This is a genomic window from Lachnoclostridium edouardi (assembly GCF_900240245.1).
Classification (GTDB): domain Bacteria; phylum Bacillota; class Clostridia; order Lachnospirales; family Lachnospiraceae; genus Lachnoclostridium_A; species Lachnoclostridium_A edouardi.
In genome coordinates this window covers 839,065-864,186 of record NZ_OESQ01000001.1, presented here as the reverse complement: position 1 = coordinate 864,186, position 25,122 = coordinate 839,065, and the positions used below count along the sequence as shown (strand labels likewise).

The window sequence follows — 25,122 nt, the reverse complement described above, 5'->3', positions numbered from 1 at the left end:
AACACTTTTTTGAAAATATTTTATAGAAATTTTCTTTTTCATTTTTACGTTTTATGGTATACTATAAACTAGTTAAGAACAGGAGGTTTTTCCATGTACTATTTTATTATTAATCCGCATTCTGGGAATGGGAAGGGATATAAAATATGCAGAAAATTGGAAAGACATTTGGGGAAGGCCTGTGTAGAGTATGAGATATTTCTGGCAAAGGAGCCTGGGGAGGCTAGTCTGATTGCCAGGCGGCTGACAGAAGGCTGCAGGGAACCTGTGACCATTGTGGCGGTAGGCGGAGACGGCACTGTAAACGAGGTGTTGGATGGTCTGTGTTTTCACAGCTCTGTTACTATGGGATTTATTTCGGCGGGAACAGGGAATGATCTTGCCAAAAGTCTGAGGATTCCTGAGAACAGCGGCAGAAGCTTAAAAAGAATATTATATCCGAGAAATCATAAGCTTTTAGATTATGGCGTTATTTCCTATGGAAAGGAAGAGGTATTTCACAGAAGATTTGCCGTCAGCGCCGGGATTGGTCTGGATGGGGCAGTCTGTCACGATATGATGTATTCCTTTAGAGGAAAGCCTCAGCTTCGTTTCCTCAGATATTTGCTTATTGGGATAAAACAGCTTTTGGTGGCCAGGCCGGCTAAGGGATATTTAGTGCTGGACGGAATCCAGAAGGTAGAGTTTAATCATATTTATTTTGTGTCAGTCCATATTCATCCTTTTGAGGGAGGCGGATTCCGCTTTGCTCCCGGGGCTGATTACAGTGACGGAAAGCTGACTCTCTGTGTGGCCCATAATTCTAGCAAATGGGGAATGATTCCTGCCTTAGCCAATGCTTTTATAGGGAGACATAAGCGTTATAAGGGCATGAGAAATTATGAGTGCAGGGAAGTGGAGATTCATGTGGACAGGCCTATGGCCGTTCACGTTGACGGTGAAAGCTGCCAGATGCAGACAGAAATTCAGCTTAGGTGTATACAGAAAAAGCTGAGAATGATTGTATAGGCTGAAGATAAAAGGAGAAAGATGAGAAGAAGCAGCAGGAGGCATAGTTCTGTATTAATAATATTCCGCAGTGCTCAGACCGGGATAATATAATATAGAAATATGCCTCTCATCAGTTAAGACGGCATCTGCAGAGAAGGGGCTTAAAAAGCTGGCTGCAATATATATAGAAGAGAGGAACAATTATGAGAATAGGACAAGGCTATGACGTGCATAAATTAGTAGAGGGAAGACGGCTGATTTTAGGAGGAGTGGATATTCCTTATGAAAAGGGGTTGTTAGGCCATTCAGACGCAGACGTTTTAGTTCATGCAGTAATGGACGCCCTGCTGGGGGCGGCGGCTTTAGGAGATATTGGAAAGCTGTTTCCTGACACGGACCCGGCTTATAAAGATATTTCCAGCATAAAGCTTCTGGAGCATGTGGGAAAGCTTTTGGAGGAAAAGGGCTATGTAATAGAAAATATTGACGCTACAGTAGTGGCCCAAAGGCCTAAGCTGGCCCCTTACAGGGAAGAGATGCGGGAAAATATGGCGCGGGCTCTTCATATAGAAAAGGATCAGATAGGGGTTAAGGCTACCACAGAAGAAGGGCTGGGCTTTACAGGAAGGGGGCAGGGGATTTCATCTTCTGCAATTACCCTGTTGACGACAGTGCAGGATTATTGCTATTATGATAGAATGCAGGAAGAAAAAGGTAGCTGCCCCGGCTGCGGAGGCTGCCGGAATATAGAATAAAGGAGATTATTATGAAGATCTTTAATACACTTACAAGGAAAAAAGAGGATTTTATTTCCCTGGAACCGGGAAAAGTAAAAATGTATGTCTGCGGCCCTACAGTATATAATTTTATTCATATTGGAAATGCAAGGCCCATGATTTGCTTTGACACAGTAAGACGTTATTTTGAATATAAGGGCTATGATGTAAATTTTGTATCTAATTTTACAGATGTAGACGATAAGATTATTAAGAAGGCTATTGAAGAGGGAGTGGACGCGGACACTATTTCTAAGCGCTATATTGCAGAGTGCAAAAAAGATATGGAGGCTATGAATGTGAAGCCGGCTACAAAGCATCCTTTGGCTACAGAAGAGATCTGCGGTATGCTGGATATGATTCAGGAGCTGATTGAAAAGGGCCATGCTTACCAGGCTGCCGACGGAACCGTTTATTTCAGAACGAACTCTTTTAAGGAGTACGGAAAGCTGTCCCACAAAAATTTGGATGATCTTCAGTCAGGGTTCAGGGAGATTAAGGTGACAGGAGAAGAGGGCAAGGAAGACCCTTCAGACTTTGTTCTGTGGAAGCCTAAAAAGGACGGGGAGCCATACTGGGAGTCTCCATGGTGCGAGGGACGTCCAGGCTGGCACATTGAGTGCTCTGTGATGTCCAAAAAATATTTAGGAGAGCAGATTGATATTCATGCAGGCGGGGAGGATTTGATTTTCCCTCACCATGAAAATGAAATTGCTCAAAGCGAGTCGGCTAATGGAAAAGAGTTTGCTAGATACTGGATGCACAATGGATTTTTAAATATTGACAATAAAAAGATGTCCAAATCTTTAGGAAATTTCTTTACAGTAAGAGAGATCGGTGAAAAATATGATCTTCAGGTGCTTAGATTCTTTATGCTCAGCGCTCACTACAGAAGTCCGTTAAATTTCAGCGCAGATTTAATGGAAGCTTCTAAAAATAGTCTGGAGAGAATTTTAAACTGTACAGGAAAGCTGGATGATCTTTTAAAGAACGCCTCCGGGGAAGAGCTTCAGGATAAAGAGCAGGAGGGCAAAAAGGAATTAGATAACTTAGTGGGAAAATATGAAGCTGCCATGGAAGATGATTTTAATACTGCAGACGGAATTTCAGCAATATTTGAAATTGTAAAGCTGGCTAATTCAACGGCAGATGAAAACAGCTCCAAGGTCTATGTGTCCCAGCTGAGAAATACAATCGGCAAGCTTTGTGATGTGCTGGGAATTATTACAGAAAAGAAAGAGGAAATTCTGGACAGTGAAATTGAAGAGATGATCGCTGCAAGACAGCAGGCCAGAAAGAATAAGGATTTCGCTTTGGCAGATCAGATCAGAGGAGAGCTGTTAAATAAGGGAATTATTCTGGAAGATACCAGAGAAGGTGTAAAATGGAAGAGAGCATAAACAGCTGCCTAAAAGACATATTAAAGCTTCAGGAGATAGAGCCTAACATGTATTCCCCTTTGGCCCTGGCCTATATGGGGGACGCGGTGTACGAGCTGCTGATCCGCACCAAGGTGATGAACAGGGGAAGTATGCAGGTGAATAAAATGCATAAAAAGACTTCCAGCCTTGTGAAGGCGGAGACCCAGGCAAATCTGTTTAAAGCAGTGGAGAAGGAGCTTACAGAAGAGGAGATGGCTGTTTATAAAAGAGGCCGCAACGCCAACTCAGCTACTATGGCAAAGCACGCCACCATGCAGGACTACAGAATGGCCACAGGATTTGAGGCCCTGGCCGGGTGGCTGTATTTACAGGGGCGCACACAGCGCCTTGCCTGGCTGACTATGCTGGGGCTGGAGCGTTTAGGCCTGTTGGAAGATAATAGTCAGGAGAAAACAAAATGAGATATGAAGAACTAACCATAGAAGGCCGCAACGCAGTGCTGGAGGCCTACCGTTCCGGGAAAACAATCGACAAGCTGTTTGTGCTAGACGGCTGTAAGGACGGTCCTGTACAGACAATTTTAAGAGAGGCCAGAAAGCATGATTCTTTAATACAGTTTGTGCCTAAGGAAAGATTAGATCAAATATCGTCTACAGGCCATCACCAGGGCGTTGTAGCTTATGCAGCTGCATACGAATATGCAGAGGTGGAGGACATTTTAAAAATAGCAGAAGAAAAGGGAGAGCCTCCGTTTATATTTTTACTGGACGGCATCGAGGACCCACACAATTTAGGCGCTATTATCCGTACTGCCAATCTGGCGGGAGCCCACGGAGTAATTATTCCTAAGAGAAGAGCTGTAGGGCTGACGGCCACAGTTGCCAGAACCTCGGCGGGAGCCTTAAATTATACTCCTGTAGCCAAGGTTACAAACCTGGGCTCAGCCATTGATGATCTGAAAAAAAGAGGATTGTGGTTTGTGTGCGCAGATATGGGCGGAGAGTTAATGTACCGCATGAACTTAAAGGGACCGATTGGTCTTGTAATTGGAAATGAGGGAGAGGGAGTAGGCAGATTAATTAAGGAAAAATGTGATATGACTGCTTCTATTCCAATGAAGGGAAATATTGATTCCCTGAATGCCTCAGTGGCAGCAGGAGTGCTGGCATATGAGATTGTCCGTCAGAGAATGATGTAAAAGAGAATCATATAAAAATGTATAAATCCTGTTTCTTGCAGATACTATAAAAGTAACTGAAGGGAGCAGGATTTATACTTTTTTGCAATAAATTAGAAAGGACAATGAAAGGGCATGAGAAAAGATAACAGAAAAATTGCTTTAGTGGGAACTGGAATGGTAGGCATGAGCTATGCGTATTCCCTGCTGAATCAAAGCGTTTGTGATGAGCTGGTACTAATTGATATAGACAAGAAAAAGGCAGAAGGTGAAGCCATGGACTTAAATCACGGTCTGGCTTTCTCCGGTTCTAATATGAAAATCTATGCCGGAGAGTATGAGGACTGCGGGGATGCGGATATTGTAGTCATCTGCGCCGGAGTAGCTCAGAAGGAAGGGGAGACAAGGCTGGATCTGTTAAAGAGAAACGCTTCTGTGTTCCGCTCTATTATTCAGCCGGTGACAACCTCTGGGTTTAACGGGATTTTCCTGGTAGCTACAAATCCTGTAGATATTATGACCAGAATTACATGGCAGCTTTCCGGATTTAATCCTGGAAGGGTTCTGGGCACAGGAACTACTTTAGATACAGCCAGATTAAGGTATCTGTTAGGAGATTATTTCCGCATTGATCCCAGAAATGTTCACGCTTATGTAATAGGAGAGCACGGGGACAGTGAATTTGTGCCCTGGAGCCAGGCTATGCTGGCTACTAAGCCTGTGCTGGAATTAAAAGGAGGAGACGGGCAGGGAGTGAATAAGGAAAAGCTGCAGGAAATTACAGAAGAGGTGAGAACTGCCGCCTACAAAATTATAGAAGCGAAAAAGTCCACATATTATGGAATTGGAATGGCGATGAACAGAATTACAAGAGCTATTTTAGGGGATGAGAACAGCGTTTTAACTGTTTCCGCCATGCTGCGGGGAGAATATGGGCAAAGAGATGTTTTTGCCGGCGTGCCTGCAATTATAAATAAAAACGGAGTCAGCCGTGTTCTCCCCCTTTCCCTGTCAAAGGAGGAGGAGAAACAGCTGGCGGACTCCTGTAAAATTCTAAGAGACAGCTATGAAGGAATATTTTAAAAGTAAAAGCCTATGGCAGCACAAGCAGATCCTTAGAATTTCGGTTTAAAATTTCACAGCCGTCGGCTGTTACAATAACAAGGTCTTCTATTCGCACTCCGGTATCTCCCTTCACATAGATTCCCGGTTCAATAGAAAAGCACATGCCTTCCTTTATACAGTCTGTGTTGACTCCGGACACATCCCCGAATTCATGGTCCTGGATTCCAATAGAATGTCCCAGTCTGTGAGTAAAATTAGGCCTGTATCCTGCGGCGGCAATAATATCTCTGGCAGTTTTATCTATGTCGCAGAACCTGACGCCTGGGCGGATGACAGCTTCCGCAGCTTCATTTGCCCGGCGCACCAGGTTGTAAATTTCCTTTTGATGCGCAGAGACAGATTTCAGGAAAAAAGTGCGGGTCATGTCGGAACAGTAGTGGTACTTTGTACAGCCAATGTCAATGAGAATACAGTCTCCTTTTTTTAGCGCTGTATTGTCAGGCTCGTGATGACCTACAGCGGCGTTGGCTCCAAAGGCGATGAGAGGAGCAAAGCTGGTGCCGTCTGCCCCCAGCTCCTTATAAAGGGAAAGTACAATATCCGCCAGTTCTATTTCCGTCATGCCCTCTCTGATTTTTTCAGGAAGGGCTTCCATACATGCGTCGTTGATTCTGGATGCAGCCCTCATTTTTTCCTGCTCCTCCAGATCTTTGCAGGAACGGGCGTAATCTACACATTTAGATGCCACTGTATAGCTGCTGGCTCCATGATATTCCATAAGGGGAAGAAGGAAGCGGGCCGGAAAGTCCTTATCAATGCCTAAAAGCTTATTGTGGTCAGTGACATTAGCTAGCAGGGCGGCGCAGTCCTGGCCGTCTGAATACCATATTTTTTCAACCCCCAAATCATCAGGAACAGTAAATAAAGTATTTAAAAATATTTTGTGGTTTCCTGTTTCAGAAAGATACAGGGCAAACATTCTTTCCCAGGGATAGTGAAGATATCCTGTTAAGTAATAAATAGCTGTGGGATCACTGATAATCATTTGAGGTATGTGCTCTTGTTTCATATAACCCAGCACTTTTTCAAGTCTTTGTTTATTCATATAAATCCTCCTATTCAGATTTTATCAAAAAATTTTATTTTTTGCCTGACTTATTTTTCATCATAATACATTCGTTGTGTAAAAACAAGATATAAAGAAAATTGACAGGACTTTTTTACTTTGCTATAATAAAGTAAATTTTCAACTTTTTAGGAGGTAATGAGTATGAGCTATTTGTATGTGATTCTGGCATATTTAGTGATCCTGGTACTTGTAGGTCTTTATATTGGACACCGCAAGGTAAAAAACTCTGAGGATTTCGTAGTTGCCGGAAGAAGCCTGCCATTTATTGTATTGGTGGGAACACTGTTGGCTTCCTGGTGCGGAGGCGGGGGAGTAACAGGTTCCCCCAATGTTATTCACACCTATGGACCTTACGTGGGTATTATTCACTTTTTAGGCCCGCCACTGGGAATTATTGCATTATATTTTGTAGCGGGAAAGGTGCGCAAAAGCGCAAAGTACACGATTCCTGAGATTTTTGAGGCCAGATATGGAAAAACAGGAAGTATGATTTCCGCAATTTGCATTATTTTAGCTTACATAGGAATTTCTGCAACTCAGTTTAAAGCGGCAGGACAGATTATTAATGTTACTACTGGCATGGATCAGGGACTGGCTACAGTCATAGCAGCGGTAGGCATAGTAATTCTCACAGTCAGCGGCGGTATGATGACAGTTGCATATACAGACGCTTTAAGCGCTCTTTTAATGGTTGGCGGATTTTTATTTGCCGTTCCTTTCCTGTACAGTCAGGTTGGCGGAATCGGCTATGCCTTTACTCATCTGCCGGAGGCTAAAAGCAGCGCCACAGCCTCCTTGAATCTGATTCAGCTTTTAGGTTATATGGTGCCGTCATTTTTCCTGATTTTAGGCGATCAGAATATGATGCAGCGTTTCTCATCTGCAAAAAGCAGCGACGAGGCTAAAAAATCTAACATCGGTATGTTTTTTGGAGAGGTTACAGTTGTTACATTGACAATTTTAGTAGTAACTGCCGCTATTTTCCTGATTCCTGAAATTCCGGAGGGAAAAACAGCTGATACGATTATTTTCCAGGTAGCAATGGGATACCTTCCATTTTTGTTTGGCGGCCTGCTTATGGCAGCCTGCGTAGCTTTTGTTATTACAACTGCAGACTCTTATCTTTTGTCCGCAGCAACAAATATTACTTATGATATCTGGGCTAAATATATGAAGAAGGATGCCAGCGATAAAGAAAAGCTGACATTTTTAAGAGTTATGGTAGTCGCTGTAGCTGTAATCGGCTGTGCTTTGTGTATGCTGTTCCCAAGTGTTCTGGCAGTTCAGATGTACTCCTACAGTATGTACGGAGCTGCTATTACTCCGGCTTTGCTGTGCGCTTTGTTCTCAAAGAAGGTTACAAAGGCAGGAGGAATCTGCGGAATTTTAGCAGGCGGCATATCAACAATTATCTGGGATGTTGCGCTTCAGTCTCCATACGGAATTAAAAGCGCTATTATTACAGTTCCAATTTCCTTAATAACAATCTTTGTTGTAAGCGCTCTTACCCAGTCAGCCGGAAGTATGCCTATAGAAGATTTATATAAGGATTCTGCAGAATAAGGAGGCTGGATAAATGGAAGATCCGAGAATCCGTAAATTTGCTTATTTCCTTATTAACAGGGCGGTAGGGCTGAAAAAAAATGAGAAGATTCTTATTGAACTTCACGGCCATGAGCAAGCTTTGGCAAAGGCCTTAATTGAGGAGGCGTACAAGGCAGGCGGGCAGCCCTTTTTCCATGAATTTGACTATGTTCTGGAGGGGGCCATGATTTCCGGGGCCTCAGAGCAGCATATGAAGGATGTTACATCATATGAAATGGCCAGAATGAAAGATATGGACGCTTATATTGATATTCGGGCCACGGAAAATGTAAGTATATGGAATCATATTCCAGATGATAAAATGGGAATTTACAGAAAATATTACTGGGGCCCTCTCCATTTAAGCCAGCGGTGCAATCACACCAGGTGGACAGTGCTCCGCTACCCAAATCATGCTATGGCTCAGCTGGCAGGCATGGGTACAGAGGAATATGAGGACTTTTATTTTTCAGCATGTCTTTTAGATTATGAAAAAATGGCCAGGGCCATGGAGCCATTGGCAGAGTTAATGAATCAGACGGATCAGGTAAGGATCACTGGTCCGGGAACAGATTTGTCCTTTTCTATTCAGGGAATCGGCAGCAGCCCTATGAGCGGAAACAGAAACATACCTGACGGAGAGGTTTATACAGCTCCTGTAAAAGACTCTGTAAATGGGGAAATATACTATAATGTTCCCTCTCCCTACGACGGACTTGTATATCAGGATGTGCGCCTTACATTTAAAAACGGAAAGATTGTAAAGGCTTCATCTAATCACACAGAAAGAATGAACCAGATTTTAGATCTGGATGAAGGGGCAAGGTACATAGGAGAGTTTGCCATTGGAGTAAATCCTGTAATTACCAAGCCAATTTTAGATATTCTGTTTGATGAAAAAATGGCTGGAAGCTTCCACTTAACGCCGGGCAATGCCTACGATAACACAGACAATGGAAATCATTCCTCTGTTCACTGGGATTTGATTTGTCAGCAGACTCCGGAATTTGGAGGAGGAGAAATTTATTTTGACAATGTGTTAATCAGAAAAGATGGAAGATTTGTTTTAGACAGCCTTTTGCCTTTAAACCCTGAAAACTTGCTGTAGTTAGCAAATTTAAACTGTACATATAATCAGAATATCATCTGAATTGTGTGTACAGTTTTTTCTTGACCTTATACAGGGTTTGGCGGTATGATTAAACATAGTTAAGAGCTGTGTGCAACACATGCCTTGTACATGAAGAGAAGGAAGGGAGCGGCATTATGATTAAATTAATAGCGCTGGATATGGATGGAACTGCGTTGGATAATGAAAAGAAGCTGTCTGGCAGCGTAAGGGAAGCTATAGAAAAGGCCTTGGCAGCAGGGATTCATGTGGTGCCTACAACAGGAAGAGCAAAATGGACGATTCCCCAGTCTGTGCTGGATATACAGGGAATGAGATACGCGATTACCTCTAATGGGGCTACCATCTGGGACCTGCCTGAGAGAGATATTCTGGCTCAGAAAATGATTTCCTCTGACGACGCCTGGGAGATTGTCAGCTTTGCCAGAAGATTTCAATGTTATATAGAACTTTTGTGGTTTGGAAAAGTATATACTGAGGAAAAGATGATTCAGAATCCAGAGCGTTATACAGATGACAGCGGGTTTAAAGAATACGTGTCCCATCATCACAATGGAGTAGAACACCTGGGGAATTTTCTTACTAAGGTGCTGGGCGTGGAAAAAATGAATATTTATTATCTGCCAAAAGAGATTCGGGAAAAAGTAGAGTCCAGATTAAGGGCTCAGAAAAAAATGGAGATTTCTCATTCTCTGGGAGGCGGTTTGGAGCTTACTGCTGCAGGGGTAAATAAAGGCATGGCGTTAGAAACCATATGCAGTATACTTAAAATCAGTCCTGAAGAAACTGCTGCCATTGGGGACAGCGACAATGATATTTCTATGATGAAATACGCAGGACATAAAATAGCCATGGGAAACGCCAACGACAGGGTGAAGGAGATTACGGACTGGACTGCTCCCGGTAATGGGGAAGACGGGGCGGCAGCGGCAATCCTCCACTGCATTGAGGGAACTATATAATTTTTATAAAACAAAAAACTCCTGAGCAATCAGGAGTTTTTAAGCTACTGACGGGAATCGAACCCGTGACCTCCGCACTACCAATGCGACGCTCTACCGACTGAGCCACAGTAGCAACATATAACAGCTTATTTTCATAAGCCTTGCATATATTACCATGAAAACAGGCATTTGTCAACTGGAACTGACGAAAATTAGAAAACGGTGAATAATGTAAGCGCCCAGGCAGGCGGCGGCCAAATACAGCAGATTTCCCGGGATTATTCCTATGATCAGGGCCGCCTGGTGGAAAACAGGCTGCAGGGAGGGATAATATGGGGATATATAAAACATATCTGCGTTTCCCTCAGGGCCCGCCCATATATTTATGCCGGTGGCAATGATACAGCAAAATAAAAATAAAGGCATCAGCTGATGAAAAGCAGCGGCGGATTTATTATGTCCATGTTTTTTTCGGTCAAAAAATGAAAAAAGCCCCAGAAAAACAAGTATAAAATGCCAGATAAAACCGTGGAGGGTGAGAAACCAGTATGAAGTTAAAAATCCTGTAGGCTCTGCTAAGGCCATGATGCCTCCTAATAGTCCAAAGTCCTCCATAAAGGTTCTGAAAACATTTTGGAGCCGGGAGGAGACAAAGGGGTACAAAAGGCATAAATACATAGGAATACTGCACAGCTGAAATGGAAAGTACCACCAGTCAAAGTGGCGCTGTCCCTGAATATAGTAGAGAAATCCCTGTTTTAAAACCTCTGTTACAGCTAAAAATACGCCTGCGAAAAACAGGACCCAGCTGCAGGGGAGCCTGGATGATACCAGAAAGGCTCCTGCAGCAGCAAGAAAAAGTCCTGTAATACTAATGAAAATATGAAATGCAGAGTATGGAACAGGTGTTGCCATTGTCCATGCAAATATGTTAAAAAATGATTCCATGGAGAACCTCCTAAATATACCAGGGATTATACCACGGGAGGAGAATTTGTAAAGTCTATTCCTGGTCGCAGAAAACTACAATAGTTTCCGGAATAGTCATGGCAGGAATACTTCTGGTGGAAGGGCCGTAGAGAACTAAAAGCAGCTGCCCTTCCAAAGGGCCGTTAAAGGGCTGGCCGTTAGGCAGGACTTTGGTGGTGGAGTCGTCGGAAAGAATCCGCAATGTGCCTTCTTTATTTGTGAGGGAATTTTCCGAGTCAGAAGAGGTCTTTTCATACCAGTCTAAATCAGCCTGAATGTTTCTGCCGGTTTTTACAAGAACAGATGGCTGATATCTGGGGGGATAAATTAAAGGAGCAGGGTCAGAGGAAGAATAAAAGGCGGTAATTCTGTCTCCAGTTTCAAATTGTTCCTGTTTATAAATATAAGTATAGGGTGTAATAACCAGATTGACAGTGCCTTGGTCAGAGCTGTCAATGGTAAAGAGACTGGACCCGCCGCAGCGGTTATTTTCATCATAGGTGAGGAAATCCATTCTGGTAATTCTGCCGGTGACAGAAGTAAATGTGCTCATAAAAAAGACCTCCTGAAAGGAATTTGATAAGTTATTATATGCAGAAGATTACAAATTGTGCAGAATAAGCAGAATAAAAGGAAAAAGCCCCAGAAAAGGGAGGAGCCGGCATTCTCTTTTGAGTATGCCGGCGATTATGAAAAAAATCTAATTTGCATTTTGTTGCATTGCAGCTTTTGCTGATGGTTTTAGTATAGAAGCTAAATATGAAAAAAATTTATCAAACTTATGAAGAAATTGTAAACGTTTTTTAGCTATTCTTTGAAGTGATAGGAATCTAACAGCTGATTCTTTAAATGCCACAATTCGTTGGAAAGATCTACATGTACCTCATGGGGATTAATTAAACGCCGTGACTCATCCCACAGAGTATCCAGCTCTTTTTTACAATATTCCTGTATTTCCATAACCTTTGGAGAGTGGTAAACACAGGCGCCCTCTTTAAATACAGGCACAAGCAGCTGGCGGAGAGTATAACTGCCGGGAGCCAGGTGGGTCTTCTTCCAGGTTTCTATAGGGTCAAAAAGCAGAAGAGAATTGCGGCTGTCAAACTTTTCATCTGTCAGGCAGATTAAATCAGCAATGATTTTTCCCGTGTTTTTCTGATATATTCTCTGAATAGATTTATTGCCTGGATTTGTGATTTTCTCTGCATTTTCAGACAGCTTAATTTTAGATACAAATTTTCCGGTGGCCTTATCCTTTACTGCTGCCAGCTTGTAAACGCCGCCAAAGGAGGGGCAGTCTTTAGAGGTTATCATATTGGTGCCTACTCCCCAGGAATTAATTGTGGCGCCCTGGGCCTTTAAGCTGTCGATTAAGTATTCATCCAGATCATTGGAGGCAGAAATCACTGCATCAGGAAAACCGGCCTGATCCAGCATTTTTTTGGCCTCCTTGGATAAATAAGCCAGGTCTCCGCTGTCTAAACGGATGCCGTAGAAGGTAAGGGGAATTCCTGCCTCCTTCATTTCCTGGAAAACCTTAATGGCGTTAGGGATGCCGGATTTTAATGTATCGTAAGTATCCACCAACAGAATGCAGGCTGAAGGGTAAAGCTTTGCGTATGTGCGGAAGGCAGTCAGCTCGTCGGGAAAACTCATAATCCAGCTGTGGGCATGTGTTCCCTTTACAGGGACGTCAAACATCTGGCCTGCTAATACATTAGAGGTTCCGATGCAGCCGGCGATCATGGCGGCTCTGGCTCCATAAATACCTGCGTCCGGTCCCTGGGCTCTTCTTAAACCAAATTCCATAACCCCGTCTCCCTGGGCTGCGTGTATAACTCTGGCAGTTTTTGTGGCGATAAGGGACTGATGGTTAATAATATTTAAAAGAGCAGTTTCAATAAGCTGGGCCTCCATAATAGGGGCGATAACTTTTACAAGCGGCTCTCTTGGGAATACTACAGTGCCCTCCGGAACAGCGTATATATCGCCGGAAAAATGAAACTGGGATAAATATTCCAGAAAGTCCTCCTCAAACATACCTGTAGATCTGAGATAATCCACATCCTCTTTAGTAAAATGAAGATTGTCAATGTATTCGATTACCTGTTCCAAGCCGGCGCAGATGGCATAACCATTTCCATTAGGATTATTACGGTAAAATGCGTCGAAAATAACAGTTTCATTTACATTTTTCTCCTTAAAATAACCCTGCATCATTGTCAGCTCATAAAAGTCAGTTAGTAACGTTAAATTTCTTTGGTTCATATTAAGATTCTCCTCTGCACTGCGCTGTTGGCGGCAAACTTTGCCGGAAAAGAAGCGTTTTTGGTAGTATAGCACAATTTCAGTAAATGGCAATGAGATTGATAAATAAATAACAATCTTTTTTAAATTTTAGTGAAGAAAGGGTAAAAAGCAGGAGTAATGGGGAGAAAAGTTAAGGTAAAGTGAAGAATTCCTTGACATTTGTTCTGGGTAAACTTATACTTAAATAGCTAAATATGGATACAATTATCACTTAAAGACTGTGAAGGAGACAGTAGGATTTCCAGAAGGCGGACAGCGACCGGGGATGGTGGAAGCCCGGAGTCAGTAGGGAGATGCCGAAAATCACTCCGGAGTTGCAGGCTGAACTGACAGTAAGCTTTGACGTATTTCCCACGTTACAGGGAACTCATATAACGGTATGCAGAAACAGGTGGTTAAACGAGGTTAATTTTAAGCTTCGTCCTTTTGCGGACGAGGCTTTTTCTTTTTCTAAGATATATTTAACCGCCGGGCTGCCCCAGTAAGGAGGAGAAAAAATATGTATGACAAAGTATCTACAAATCTAAATTTTGTAGAGAGAGAAAAGAAAGTAGAAAAGTTCTGGGAAGATCACCATATTTTTGAGAAAAGCATTGAGGACAGAAAAGATGCTGAAACTTATATGTTTTATGACGGCCCGCCAACAGCCAACGGCAAGCCTCATATTGGACATGTGCTTACACGAGTAATCAAGGATATGATTCCCAGATACCGCACAATGAAAGGGTACAAGGTTCCAAGAAAAGCAGGATGGGACACTCACGGACTGCCTGTAGAGCTGGAGGTGGAAAAGCTTTTAGGGCTGGACGGAAAGGAGCAGATTGAAGAATACGGTCTGGAGCCTTTTATCGCTCACTGTAAGGAAAGCGTGTGGAAGTATAAAGGAATGTGGGAGGATTTTTCCGCTACTGTAGGCTTCTGGGCAGATATGGAAAATCCTTATGTTACTTACCACAACAATTTTATTGAATCTGAATGGTGGGCTTTAAAACAGATTTGGGAAAAGGGACTTCTTTATAAAGGCTTTAAAATTGTGCCCTACTGCCCAAGATGCGGCACTCCTTTATCCTCCCACGAGGTAGCTCAGGGATATAAGGATGTAAAGGAAAGATCTGCTATTGCAAAGTTCCGCTGCAAAGACGAGGATGCATTTATTCTGGCATGGACTACCACTCCCTGGACTTTGCCTTCTAACGTGGCTCTCTGCGTACATCCAAACGAAACATACGCAAAGGTTAAAATGAAAGAAGACGGAACTGTTTACTATATGGCGGAGGCTCTTTTAGATACTGTTTTAGGAGCAGATTCCTATGAGATTTTACAGCGGTTTACAGGAAAGGAGCTGGAGTATAAGGAGTATATTCCTTTATTTGACTGCGCTGTAGCAATATGTGAAAAACAGCACAAAAAGGCATTTTATGTTGTGTGCGACACATATGTCACATTAACAGACGGTACAGGCGTAGTACACATTGCTCCTGCTTTTGGTGAAGACGACTCTAAGGTGGGACGTGTTTATGACCTTCCTTTTGTGCAGCTGGTAGACGCTAAAGGAGAAATGACAAAGGAAACTCCATGGGCAGGCACTTTCTGCAAAAAGGCAGATCCTCTGGTGCTGAAGGCCTTAGACGAAGCTGGGCTGCTTTTCTCAGCTCCTAATTTTGAGCACAGCTATCCTCATTGCTGGAGATGTGATACTCCATTGATTTACTATGCAAGAGAATCATGGTTTATTAAAATGACAGCAGTCAAGGATGATCTGATCAGAAATAATAATACAATTAACTGGATTCCGGAAAGCATCGGAAAAGGGCGTTTTGGCGACTGGCTGGAAAATGTTCAGGACTGGGGCATCAGCCGCAACCGTTACTGGGGAACTCCTTTAAATATTTGGGAATGTGAATGCGGATGCCAGCACTCTATTGGAAGTATTGAGGAGCTGAAATCCATGTCTGACAACTGCCCTGCGGATATTGAGCTTCACCGCCCATTTATTGACAATGTAACAATTAAGTGTCCTGAATGCGGAAAGGAAATGCACAGAGTGCCGGAGGTAATTGACTGCTGGTTTGACTCAGGAGCAATGCCTTTTGCACAGCATCACTATCCATTTGAAAATAAAGAATTATTTGAGGCTCAGTTCCCTGCAGACTTTATTTCAGAGGCTGTAGATCAGACTAGAGGCTGGTTCTATTCCCTGCTGGCAATTTCTACATTGATCTTTAATAAAGCGCCTTACAAAAATGTAATTGTGCTGGGACATGTGCAGGATGAAAACGGCCAGAAAATGAGTAAGTCTAAGGGCAATGCCGTAGATCCTTTTGAAGCTTTGGAGACATACGGAGCAGACGCTATCCGCTGGTATTTCTACATTAACAGCGCCCCATGGCTGCCTAACCGCTTCCATGGAAAGGCAGTAATGGAAGGCCAGAGGAAATTTATGGGCACCTTGTGGAATACTTATGCATTTTTCGTGCTTTATGCGAATATTGATAATTTTGATGCCACAAAATATACATTAGATTACAGCAAACTGCCTGTTATGGATAAATGGCTGCTGTCTAAATTAAATTCTGTTGTAAAGGAAGTTGACTCTAACCTTTCCTCCTACAAGATTCCGGAGGCAGCAAGAGCTCTTCAGGAATTTGTGGACGATATGAGCAACTGGTATGTAAGAAGAAGCAGAGAACGTTTCTGGGCAAAGGGAATGGAGCAGGATAAGATTAATGCTTATATGACATTGTACACAGCTCTTGTAACAATTTCTAAGGCGGCAGCTCCTATGATTCCGTTTATGACAGAGGATATTTATCAGAATCTGGTGAGAAATATAGATAAATCTGCTCCTGAAAGCGTACATTTATGCGACTTCCCAACAGTTTGTGAGGAAGCTATAGACAAAGATCTGGAAGAGAAGATGGATGAGGTTCTGAAGATTGTAGTAATGGGCCGCGCCGCCAGAAACGCAGCTAATATTAAGAACCGCCAGCCTATTGGCAGAATGTTTGTAAAGGCTCCTGCTGCTTTGCCTGAGTTTTATCAGGAAATCATTGAGGATGAATTAAATGTAAAAACTGTGGAATTTACAGATGATGTAAGAGAATTTACTTCTTATACATTTAAGCCTCAGTTAAAAACAGTAGGTCCAAAATACGGAAAGCAGCTGGGCAATATTAAAAAGGCTCTTTCTGAAATAGATGGAAATGAGGCTATGGACACGCTGAATGAAAAGGGAATGCTGACATTTGACTTTGACGGGGTAATCGTTGAGCTGTCCAAAGAAGATTTGCTGATTGATATGGCTCAGACAGAAGGCTTTGTATCAGAAGGAGATAATACTGTAACAGTAGTACTGGATACAAATTTAACTCCTGAACTGATTGAGGAAGGCTTTGTGAGAGAGCTGATCAGCAAAATTCAGACTATGAGAAAAGAGGCTGATTTCCAGGTTACAGACCATATTACTGTTTATCAGGATGAGAATGATAAAATCGCTTCCATTTTAAAAGATCACGCAGATCAGATTAAAGACGAGGTGCTGGCTGAAAATATTTGTCTGGGACAGATGGGCGGCTGCGCAAAGGAATGGAATATTAACGGAGAAAAGGTAATGCTTGGTGTGGAAAAGACCACCGGGTAAAGGAGGGAAAGATGAATCAGGGATTTGATAAAGAAACATTTAAAAAAAGCGTTATTTATAATGTGAAAAACTTATTCAGAAAAACCATTGATGAGGCTTCTCCAGAGCAGGTTTTTCAGGCAGTGGCTTACGCTGTAAAGGATGTAATCATTGATGAGTGGATCGCTACTCATAAGGAATATGAGAAGCAGGATGCAAAAACTGTTTATTACCTTTCCATGGAATTCCTTATGGGAAGAGCTTTGGGAAATAATATTATTAACATCTGCGCCCAGAAAGAGATTAAAGAGGTTCTGGACGAAATGGGCTTTGACTTAAATGTAATTGAAGATCAGGAGCCAGATGCAGCTTTAGGAAACGGCGGCTTAGGCCGTCTGGCTGCCTGCTTCCTGGATTCCCTGTCTACATTAGGATATCCGGCATATGGCTGCGGAATTCGTTACCGCTACGGTATGTTTAAACAGAAAATCGAAAACGGCTATCAGGTAGAGGTGCCGGACAACTGGCTGAAGGACGGAAATCCATTTGAGGTTCGCCGCTCTGAGTATGCAATGGAAGTAAAATTCGGCGGATATGTAGATACAGAATGGGAGGGACACAACAATCATTTTGTGCAGAAGGGCTACCAGTCTGTTATGGCAGTGCCTTACGATCTTCCTATTGTAGGATACGGCAATAACGTAGTAAATACACTGCGCATCTGGGATGCACAGCCTATTAATACCTTCAGTCTGGAGGCATTTGATAAAGGCGATTACCAGAAGGCGGTAGAGCAGGAAAACCTGGCAAAGAACCTGGTAGAGGTACTTTATCCAAACGACAACCATTACGCAGGAAAAGAGCTGCGTTTAAAACAGCAGTATTTCTTTATTTCTGCCAGTGTGCAGCGTGCAGTGAAAAAATATCTGGAAAAGCATGATGATATCCGCAAACTGCACGAGAAGGTTGTGTTCCAGTTAAACGACACTCATCCTACAGTGGCTGTGGCAGAGCTGATGAGAATATTAATAGATGAGCAGGGATTAAGCTGGGATGAGGCCTGGGAGGTTACTACAAAAACCTGCGCTTACACCAACCATACAATTATGGCTGAGGCCCTGGAAAAATGGCCGATTGAGCTGTTCTCCAGACTGCTTCCAAGAATTTATCAGATTGTAGAGGAAATCAACCGCCGCTTTATTAATGAGATTCAGAAAAGATATCCAGGAGATAATGAGAAGATCAAAAAGATGGCAGTAGTCTATGACGGACAGGTAAAAATGGCTCATATGGCGATTGTAGGAAGCTTTTCTGTAAACGGCGTTGCCAGACTGCACACAGAAATTTTAAAGCACCAGGAGCTGAAGGATTTCTATGAGATGATGCCTGAGAAGTTTAATAATAAAACAAACGGCATCACACAGAGACGTTTCCTGCTTCACGGAAACCCACTTTTAGCTGACTGGGTAACAGACAAAATCGGAAACGAGTGGATTACTAATCTGCCTCATATTGAAAGACTGGCAGTATTTGCAGATGATCCAAAGTGTCAGCAGGAGTTTATGAACATTAAATATCAGAATAAGCTTCGTCTGGCTAAATATATTAAAGAGCATAACGGCGTAGAGGTAGACCCCCGCTCCATTTTCGACGTGCAGGTAAAGAGACTTCACGAGTACAAACGCCAGCTGATGAATATTCTTCATGTGATGTATTTGTATAATCAGCTGAAAAATGATCCAAATATGGATATGGTTCCCAGAACCTTTATTTTTGGGGCAAAGGCTGCGGCAGGATACAGAATCGCCAAGAAAACAATTAAGCTGATTAACGCAGTGGCTGACGTAGTAAATAGCGATAAGAGCATCAACGGCAAAATTAAGGTTGTATTTATTGAAGATTACCGCGTATCTAACGCTGAGATTATTTTTGCAGCGGCAGATGTAAGCGAGCAGATTTCCACAGCCAGCAAGGAAGCATCCGGCACGGGAAATATGAAATTTATGCTGAACGGAGCTCTTACTTTGGGAACAATGGACGGAGCCAATGTAGAGATTGTGGAGGAAGTGGGAGAAGAATATGCATTTATCTTTGGTATGTCCTCCGACGAAGTTATCAGCCACGAAAAGAACAGGGATTATAACCCAATGACAATCTTTAATGAGGATCAGGATATCCGCCGCGTTTTAATGCAGCTGATTAACGGTCTGTATTCTCCAGAAGATTCAGAGCTGTTCAGAGATATTTACAATTCACTTTTAAATACTAAAAACAGCGACAGAGCAGATACTTACTTTATTCTGAAGGATTTCCGTTCCTATGCAGAAGCTCATAAGAGAATTGACAAGGCATACAGAGATGAAAAATGGTGGGCAAAGGCGGCTATGCTGAATGTAGCTCATTCTGGAAAGTTTACCTCTGACAGAACGATTGAAGAGTATGTAAAAGATATTTGGAAACTGGAGAAAGTAAAAGTAGAGCTGTAAAAAATAGTTTCGCGCTTTGCGCTCAACTATTTGCTACCCAAAGTTCGCCATAGCGAAGTTTGGGGTTCCCGTCCGTTTTTATGGAACGAGGAACGAGTGAAATAAAAAATAGTAATGCTCGTAAAATACCTCGCAAACTGTTTTTCATGTATCGCACGTAAGTGCCTAAAATACAGGCACTAAGTGCTCAAAACAATAAAAAATAAAAATGGCCTGTAAAATAAAAGAAGGATTACTTCTGATTATTTTGCAGGCCTTTTTTTGTCCAGTCATAACCTTTTCTTTTTGTACATAGATTAGTAGTAGTTTGCAGTGAAAATCAGGACATGTATTTAAAGGAGGTAGCTGGTTGAAAAAATTGTTGGCAGCCTTGTTGGCAATGTTTTTATTTCCCTATATTGTTACCCTGGCATGGACAGGAACAGTGGAGGGACAGGAGAGAAAAGGTCTGAGCCAGGGAGATAAAAAAATATTGCTGGACAGAGGGGAGCAGACGGTGTACATGGATATGGAGGAGTATTTAGTAGGCGTAGTGGCGGCTCAGATGCCGGCCTCTTATGAAAAAGAAGCTTTAAAAGCCCAGGCCATTATTGCCAGAACTTATATTTGCGGCCAAATGGACGGCAAAGATGAAATTCAGGAATCAGCTTTAGATTTAGATAGGCTGGAGGGAAAAAAGCTGGAAAAAGAGTGGGGAGCAGAACACAGCGCCCAGTATTACAAAAAAATAAAAGAAGCAGTAGATGAGACAAAGGGAAAGGTTATGGAATATGAGGGGGAGCTGATTACCCCGTTATTCCACAGAGCCAGCGCAGGGATGACCAGGGCAGGTGAGGAAAAGTACCCCTATTTACAGCAGGCAGAAAGCAGAGAAGATACGGCTGCAGACGGTTATCTGCAGATGATTTCCTTTTCAGAAAGTGATTTTGCAGGGAGAATCAGAGAAATTTCAGATGGGGGAGAGGTGCCGGAGCAAGACGTGTTTGCATCTATTCAGCTTTTGGAAAGAGATGAGGCCGGGTATGTAAAGGAAATACAAATTGGAACAAAGATTTACAACGGAGATGATGTACAAATCACATTGGGGCTGGCTTCCCCGGCCTTTGAATTTGAAGAATACGGAGGCGGAATCCGGGCTGTGACAAAGGGAATCGGTCACGGATACGGCATGAGCCAGTGGGGAGCAGATGTAAAAGCTAAGGAAGGATGGACGGCTGAAGAAATTTTGTCATATTTTTATAAAAATATTCAGATAATCACTGTATAACTAGCCGCGGTTTGGTAAGAATAGTACCGAGGTGATAAACGTGAAAGAGAAAATGTACCAAATGATGAAGGACAAATTATTCCTCGTCATGTTAGTGCTTGGCCTGCTGACTATTGTTGCCGCAGCAGGAGCCGTTACAATTCAAAGAGGAAACAGGGCGGAAAAAGGAGATCCATATTATTCTGTGGAAGATGGCGGAATTGTTGCAGAGGAGACTAAGCCTCCAATGCAAGTAGCCGGAAATTCCGAGGCCCAGGAGAAAACTGACACAAAAGAAGATTCCAAAAAACAAGAGACAAAAACAGTACATGAAACAGAGAAGGCAGACAAAGAATCTCAGGCGGCAATGGCTGGAGCAGGAAACGACACAGCCAAAGCCTTAGTATTGGATTTTGGCGATACATCAGCCCTTGGCTGGCCGGTAGAGGGCAATGTTCTGTTAAGCTACAGCATGGATTCCACAATTTATTTTCCAACCTTGGAGCAGTATAAATGCAATCCGGGAATGGTAATTCAGGGCGACGTAAGTATGCCTGTTTACGCTCCTGCAAATGCCAGAGTGCTGGAAATCGGTTCAAATGAGGAAATTGGAAATTACCTGGTTATGGATCTGGGCAATGAGTACAAAGCCATATGCGGCCAGTTAAAGGAAATACCAGTTGTGGAAAACGAGTATATGGAAAAAGGCCAGATTTTAGGATATGTGGCTGAGCCTACTAAGTATTATTCCGTGGAAGGCACCAATATATACTTCCAGCTGCTTCACCAGGACAAAGCAGTAGATCCTTTAGATTATTTAGAATAATATTTTTACTAGAGAAAAGTAAAAGAAGACTGTTGTAAAATATTTATTTTACAGTGGTCTTTTTTTGTTATGAGCAGAAAAAGGATTAGTAAAAATCACTAATAATGGCCTTGAATTTTTGGAATATCTATGAATTGACAAAAGAAGATTTTTAAGTAATAATAAAAATGTAAACGTTATCAAAAAAGATTTTTAGATTTCAAGTTTATAAAAATAAGAAATCTATTATAAAAACAATATTTTATAAAAAATATTGTTTTTATTTTAAGATAAAATGTAAACGATTACAAAAAACAGGAGGATATTAAAATGAAAATTGTAGTAGGCGGAGATCATGCAGGTTATGAATTAAAAACAAAGGTACTGGCGTTTTTGGAGGAGCAGGGACATGAGGTAATTCATGTGGGAAGCTATACTCCTGAGATGGTAGACTTTCCGGATATTGGAAAGAAGGTGTGCCAGGCCATTTTAAATCAGGAGGCTGAGCGGGGCATTATGGTGTGCGGCACAGGAGTGGGAGCTGCCATTGCCTGCAATAAGTGTCCTGGAATCAGAGCTTCAGTAGTTCACGATATTTATACAGCTCATCAGTGTGTGGAGCATGATAATGTACAGATTATGGCTATTGGAGGACAAATTATTGGAGATGTAGTAGCGAAAGAGCTGATTAATGTTTTTTTGAAAGCAGAATTTTCCACCAGCGAGGAATTCCGCAAAAGAGTGGCTAAGCTGGAAGAAATGGACAGAAACAGATAAATAGTGGGAAATATAAAACGGTTGGGAGGGAATTTAAAATGATCATGGATTTTGTAAAAAAGGTGCCGGCAGGAATGATGGTAGTGCCTTTATGTATTGGATGCTTATTAAATACATTTTTTCCTCAGGCTCTGGAAATTGGAGGGCTGACAACAGCCTTATTTTCTAACGCAGGCTCAGCCACCTCAGTAGGAATTCTGCTGTTCTGTATGGGAACTACTCTGCGGATTCAGGACATGGGGACAGTAGTAAAAAGAGGCGGTCTGCTGCTGATTTCTAAATTTTTAATCGGAGCTGTAATCGGCATCGCCGTAGGAAAAATATTTGGCATGACAGGCGTGCTTGGCATATCCAGCGTGGCTATTATCAGCGCCATGACCAACAGCAACGGCAGCGTGTATTTTTCTCTTATGACAGAGTTTGGAGACAAAGAGGACTGTGCTTGTATGCCAATATTGGCTATTAATGACGGGCCGTTTTTAACCTTAATTGCTTTGGGCGCAAGCGGAATTGCAGACATCCCTCTAATGTCTTTAGTAGCGGCTTTGATTCCTATTATTGTGGGAATGATACTGGGAAATTTAGATAAGAAGGTAGGAGATTTCTTTGGCCCTGTAGGCCCTGTTATTATTCCCTTTACTGCAGTTTCTCTGGGAGCCGGAATTAATCTGGCAGATGTAGTAAAAGGAGGAGCCTCCGGTATTTTACTTTCCTTCTTAACCATTTTTGTAGGAGGCGCGTTTATTGCTTTCTGCGACCATGTGATTTTAAAACGCTCCGGCTATGCCGGATGGGCTGTTGCCACAACTGCAGGAAATGCTGTGGCTGTGCCGGCGGCAGTGGCACTGGCAGACCCTAAACTGGAGCCTGTAGTAGCCACAGCGACTGTTCAGGTAGCTGCCTCTGTAGTAATGTCCGCCTTGTTGGTGCCTTTAATTGTAAGCTGGTGGTCCAAAAAATTCGGCTGTCCAAAATATCCTAAATCTGCAGAGACAAAAGCCGCTGAAGCATAAAAATTTAAAAAGAAGATGTGCAGGGGGGAGCGACGCTTTCCCCTGTAAAAAGTTTAGATTCAAAAATCGTCTCCCTGTTGGGCAGATTTTTTTTCTCCAGCCTGGAGGTAATGTACTGGTAAGCCTTTGCGGCAATAACCTGAGGATTTAAGGTAGCGTAGGCCGGCTTTACAAAAAACAGCTCGCTGTTTTCAATATTTCCGTAACACATAATAGAAACCTGTTCAGGAATTTGGATATTGTTTTTCTTTAAATATTTTAAAGCGCCAATAGACATGGCGTTGTTGGTGACAATTAATGCAGTGGGCTTTTTAGAAAGCTCCATAAGATACTGGGCGGCTTCCATGCCGCCTTTTTCTATGAAAGAATTAGTGTTGTACTGAAAAGGATAATGAGAGTCAACAGTAATCCCATATGTTTTCATGGCGTCTACAAAGCCGGCATACCGCTGAGATCCAGTACTTACCTGCATGTTGCCGTTAATAATGCCAATATCCCTGTGTCCCAGGCCAAGAAGGTGAGTGGTCAGATCAAAAATTCCTGAATAATTATCCGCCCCGATAAAATCTCCCAGAAATTCCTGAGAATCAATGGCTCGCTCAACCAGAACCATAGGAAGAGTCTGGCTGATTTCTTCAATAAAAGGAATATTTTGCCCAGTGGTGTTTAAAATAATGCCGGCTACCTGGTTGCTTAAAAACTGGGTTAAATAGCTTTTTTCCAGATTAGGGTCGTCGTCTGTGCTGCACACAATCATATCGTAGCCTTTTTGCTGAAGCTGAGTTTCCAAGGCTTTGGCCATAATAGTAAAATATGAGTTGGCTATATCAGAAACAAGAAATCCAATGGTTTTTGTCTGCTCGCTTTTTAAATTCCGGGCCACAAAGTTGGGAACAAAATGACAGGCCTCAATTGCAGCGTTTACCTTTTCTATGGTTTCCTGCCGCACATTGGGCACATGATTAATTACTCTTGACACTGTGGCTGTAGAAACGCCTGCGTATTTTGCCACGTCTTTAATTGTCGCCATTTTTTTCTCCTTAAAATCTTTGTTTTTTATATATTTGCTTTTCCTATTTTACCATAATTGTGGGATGCTGTGAATATGTAGATCTGGAATAAAAAGTTATAAAAATATAATAAATCGTTCATATGAGTTTAAGAAGCCTGTGATATAATGAAAACACATTGGATATAAGGAGGGTTTCCATGAACATATTATTTTTTTTAACACCAAAAAGCGAGGTTGCTTATATATATGAGGACGAAAGCCTGCGTCAGGCGCTGGAAAAAATGGAGTATCACAAGTATTCATCTGTTCCTATTATCAGCAGATCAGGACGTTATATAGGAACGATCACAGAAGGGGATATGCTTTGGGGCATTAAGAATAAGTTTAATCTGAATCTGAAGGAAGCAGAAAGGGTGTCGGTCACAAGTATTTCCAGAAGATCAGATTATCTTCCTGTTTGTGCCAGCGCCAGAATGGAAGATATGTTAGATAAAGCTTTGAATCAGAATTTTATTCCCGTTCAGGACGATCAGAAGAATTTTATAGGTATTATTCGAAGGAAGGATATTATTAAGTATTTTTATGATAGAATGATGGTGGACTGTAAAGGAAGCCGCATAGTATTTGCCGAAGGTTTAAAGAGTATGCAGGAAAGCCAGGTATAGAAATAAAAGATCAGGGCGCTGCACAATTAGCAGAAAGCTTGTTG

21 protein-coding genes and 1 tRNA gene are annotated in these 25,122 nt (G+C 42.3%); 16 read left to right on the top strand and 6 right to left on the bottom strand.

All coding sequences use genetic code 11. The annotated features are described in order from the left end of the window. Window positions 1–93 precede the first annotated feature (93 nt). From C1A07_RS04025 to C1A07_RS04000, 6 genes are all read left to right on the top strand, one after another. Window positions 94–1,008: a diacylglycerol/lipid kinase family protein gene (locus C1A07_RS04025; protein WP_101875958.1), complete on the top strand. Its 915-nt coding sequence runs from the start codon at window positions 94–96 to the stop codon at window positions 1,006–1,008. A 185-nt stretch (window positions 1,009–1,193) separates the two neighbouring features. Continuing rightward, window positions 1,194–1,745 carry a 2-C-methyl-D-erythritol 2,4-cyclodiphosphate synthase gene (gene ispF, locus C1A07_RS04020; RefSeq protein ID WP_101875957.1) on the top strand — a complete coding sequence of 184 codons (552 nt, stop codon included), beginning with the start codon at window positions 1,194–1,196 and terminating at the stop codon, window positions 1,743–1,745. Between the two features lie 11 nt (window positions 1,746–1,756). Then, window positions 1,757–3,166: a cysteine--tRNA ligase gene (gene cysS, locus C1A07_RS04015; RefSeq protein ID WP_101875956.1), complete on the top strand. Its 1,410-nt coding sequence runs from the start codon at window positions 1,757–1,759 to the stop codon at window positions 3,164–3,166. Continuing rightward, entirely contained in the window at window positions 3,151–3,609 is a 459-nt protein-coding gene (locus C1A07_RS04010) for a Mini-ribonuclease 3 (RefSeq protein ID WP_101875955.1), read from the top strand. Before cysS ends, C1A07_RS04010 begins: the two co-directional genes overlap by 16 nt. Further along, a complete protein-coding gene (gene rlmB / locus C1A07_RS04005; protein WP_101875954.1) occupies window positions 3,606–4,346 on the top strand; it encodes a 23S rRNA (guanosine(2251)-2'-O)-methyltransferase RlmB in 741 nt (246 codons plus the stop codon). The genes C1A07_RS04010 and rlmB overlap by 4 nt, the downstream gene beginning before the upstream one ends. 114 nt (window positions 4,347–4,460) lie before the next feature. Further along, on the top strand, window positions 4,461–5,408 hold the full coding sequence (locus tag C1A07_RS04000) for an L-lactate dehydrogenase (RefSeq protein ID WP_101875953.1): 948 nt from the start codon (window positions 4,461–4,463) through the stop codon (window positions 5,406–5,408). Between the two features lie 10 nt (window positions 5,409–5,418). Here the strand turns inward: C1A07_RS04000 and C1A07_RS03995 are convergent, their stop codons facing one another. Then, window positions 5,419–6,495 (bottom strand): M24 family metallopeptidase, encoded by a 1,077-nt coding sequence (locus C1A07_RS03995; RefSeq protein ID WP_101875952.1) that lies wholly within the window; start codon window positions 6,493–6,495, stop codon window positions 5,419–5,421. 165 nt (window positions 6,496–6,660) lie between these two features. On the opposite strand from C1A07_RS03995, the gene C1A07_RS03990 reads away from it, so the two are divergent. From C1A07_RS03990 to C1A07_RS03980, 3 genes are all read left to right on the top strand, one after another. After that, the gene (locus C1A07_RS03990) at window positions 6,661–8,082 is read left to right on the top strand and encodes a sodium:solute symporter family protein (protein WP_180952174.1); all 1,422 of its coding nucleotides are present in this window, start codon (window positions 6,661–6,663) and stop codon (window positions 8,080–8,082) included. A 13-nt stretch (window positions 8,083–8,095) separates the two neighbouring features. Beyond that, window positions 8,096–9,211: an aminopeptidase gene (locus tag C1A07_RS03985; RefSeq protein WP_101875950.1), complete on the top strand. Its 1,116-nt coding sequence runs from the start codon at window positions 8,096–8,098 to the stop codon at window positions 9,209–9,211. A 158-nt stretch (window positions 9,212–9,369) separates the two neighbouring features. Then, complete coding sequence (locus C1A07_RS03980) at window positions 9,370–10,194, top strand: Cof-type HAD-IIB family hydrolase (RefSeq protein ID WP_101875949.1); 825 nt, start codon at window positions 9,370–9,372, stop codon at window positions 10,192–10,194. A 42-nt stretch (window positions 10,195–10,236) separates the two neighbouring features. Here the strand turns inward: C1A07_RS03980 and C1A07_RS03975 are convergent. The 4 genes from C1A07_RS03975 to C1A07_RS03960 all read right to left on the bottom strand — a co-directional run bounded on the left by C1A07_RS03975 (window position 10,237) and on the right by C1A07_RS03960 (window position 13,413). Then, window positions 10,237–10,309 (bottom strand) — tRNA-Thr (locus C1A07_RS03975). Between the two features lie 59 nt (window positions 10,310–10,368). Next, a complete protein-coding gene (locus C1A07_RS03970; RefSeq protein WP_101875948.1) occupies window positions 10,369–11,124 on the bottom strand; it encodes a TMEM164 family acyltransferase in 756 nt (251 codons plus the stop codon). A 55-nt stretch (window positions 11,125–11,179) separates the two neighbouring features. Continuing rightward, complete coding sequence (locus C1A07_RS03965) at window positions 11,180–11,698, bottom strand: hypothetical protein (RefSeq protein ID WP_101875947.1); 519 nt, start codon at window positions 11,696–11,698, stop codon at window positions 11,180–11,182. A 254-nt stretch (window positions 11,699–11,952) separates the two neighbouring features. Continuing rightward, window positions 11,953–13,413: a nicotinate phosphoribosyltransferase gene (locus tag C1A07_RS03960; RefSeq protein ID WP_101875946.1), complete on the bottom strand. Its 1,461-nt coding sequence runs from the start codon at window positions 13,411–13,413 to the stop codon at window positions 11,953–11,955. A gap of 541 nt (window positions 13,414–13,954) precedes the next feature. On the opposite strand from C1A07_RS03960, the gene ileS reads away from it, so the two are divergent. From ileS to C1A07_RS03925, 6 genes are all read left to right on the top strand, one after another. Then, window positions 13,955–17,095 (top strand): isoleucine--tRNA ligase, encoded by a 3,141-nt coding sequence (gene ileS / locus C1A07_RS03950; protein WP_101875944.1) that lies wholly within the window; start codon window positions 13,955–13,957, stop codon window positions 17,093–17,095. An 11-nt stretch (window positions 17,096–17,106) separates the two neighbouring features. Continuing rightward, window positions 17,107–19,560, top strand: coding sequence for a glycogen/starch/alpha-glucan phosphorylase (locus C1A07_RS03945; RefSeq protein ID WP_101875943.1), 2,454 nt, complete (start codon window positions 17,107–17,109; stop codon window positions 19,558–19,560). A gap of 379 nt (window positions 19,561–19,939) precedes the next feature. Then, a complete protein-coding gene (locus C1A07_RS03940) occupies window positions 19,940–20,827 on the top strand; it encodes a SpoIID/LytB domain-containing protein (protein ID WP_101878036.1) in 888 nt (295 codons plus the stop codon). A gap of 40 nt (window positions 20,828–20,867) precedes the next feature. Continuing rightward, complete coding sequence (locus C1A07_RS03935) at window positions 20,868–21,632, top strand: M23 family metallopeptidase (protein ID WP_101875942.1); 765 nt, start codon at window positions 20,868–20,870, stop codon at window positions 21,630–21,632. Window positions 21,633–21,941: 309 nt separating this feature from the next. Beyond that, on the top strand, window positions 21,942–22,388 hold the full coding sequence (locus tag C1A07_RS03930; RefSeq protein WP_101875941.1) for an RpiB/LacA/LacB family sugar-phosphate isomerase: 447 nt from the start codon (window positions 21,942–21,944) through the stop codon (window positions 22,386–22,388). Between the two features lie 38 nt (window positions 22,389–22,426). Continuing rightward, window positions 22,427–23,401, top strand: coding sequence for a 2-keto-3-deoxygluconate permease (locus C1A07_RS03925; protein WP_101875940.1), 975 nt, complete (start codon window positions 22,427–22,429; stop codon window positions 23,399–23,401). Between the two features lie 4 nt (window positions 23,402–23,405). Here the strand turns inward: C1A07_RS03925 and C1A07_RS03920 are convergent, their stop codons facing one another. Next, a complete protein-coding gene (locus C1A07_RS03920; protein ID WP_101875939.1) occupies window positions 23,406–24,431 on the bottom strand; it encodes a LacI family DNA-binding transcriptional regulator in 1,026 nt (341 codons plus the stop codon). Between the two features lie 179 nt (window positions 24,432–24,610). On the opposite strand from C1A07_RS03920, the gene C1A07_RS03915 reads away from it, so the two are divergent. Beyond that, the gene (locus tag C1A07_RS03915; protein WP_101875938.1) at window positions 24,611–25,078 is read left to right on the top strand and encodes a CBS domain-containing protein; all 468 of its coding nucleotides are present in this window, start codon (window positions 24,611–24,613) and stop codon (window positions 25,076–25,078) included. Window positions 25,079–25,122: the final 44 nt, after the last annotated feature.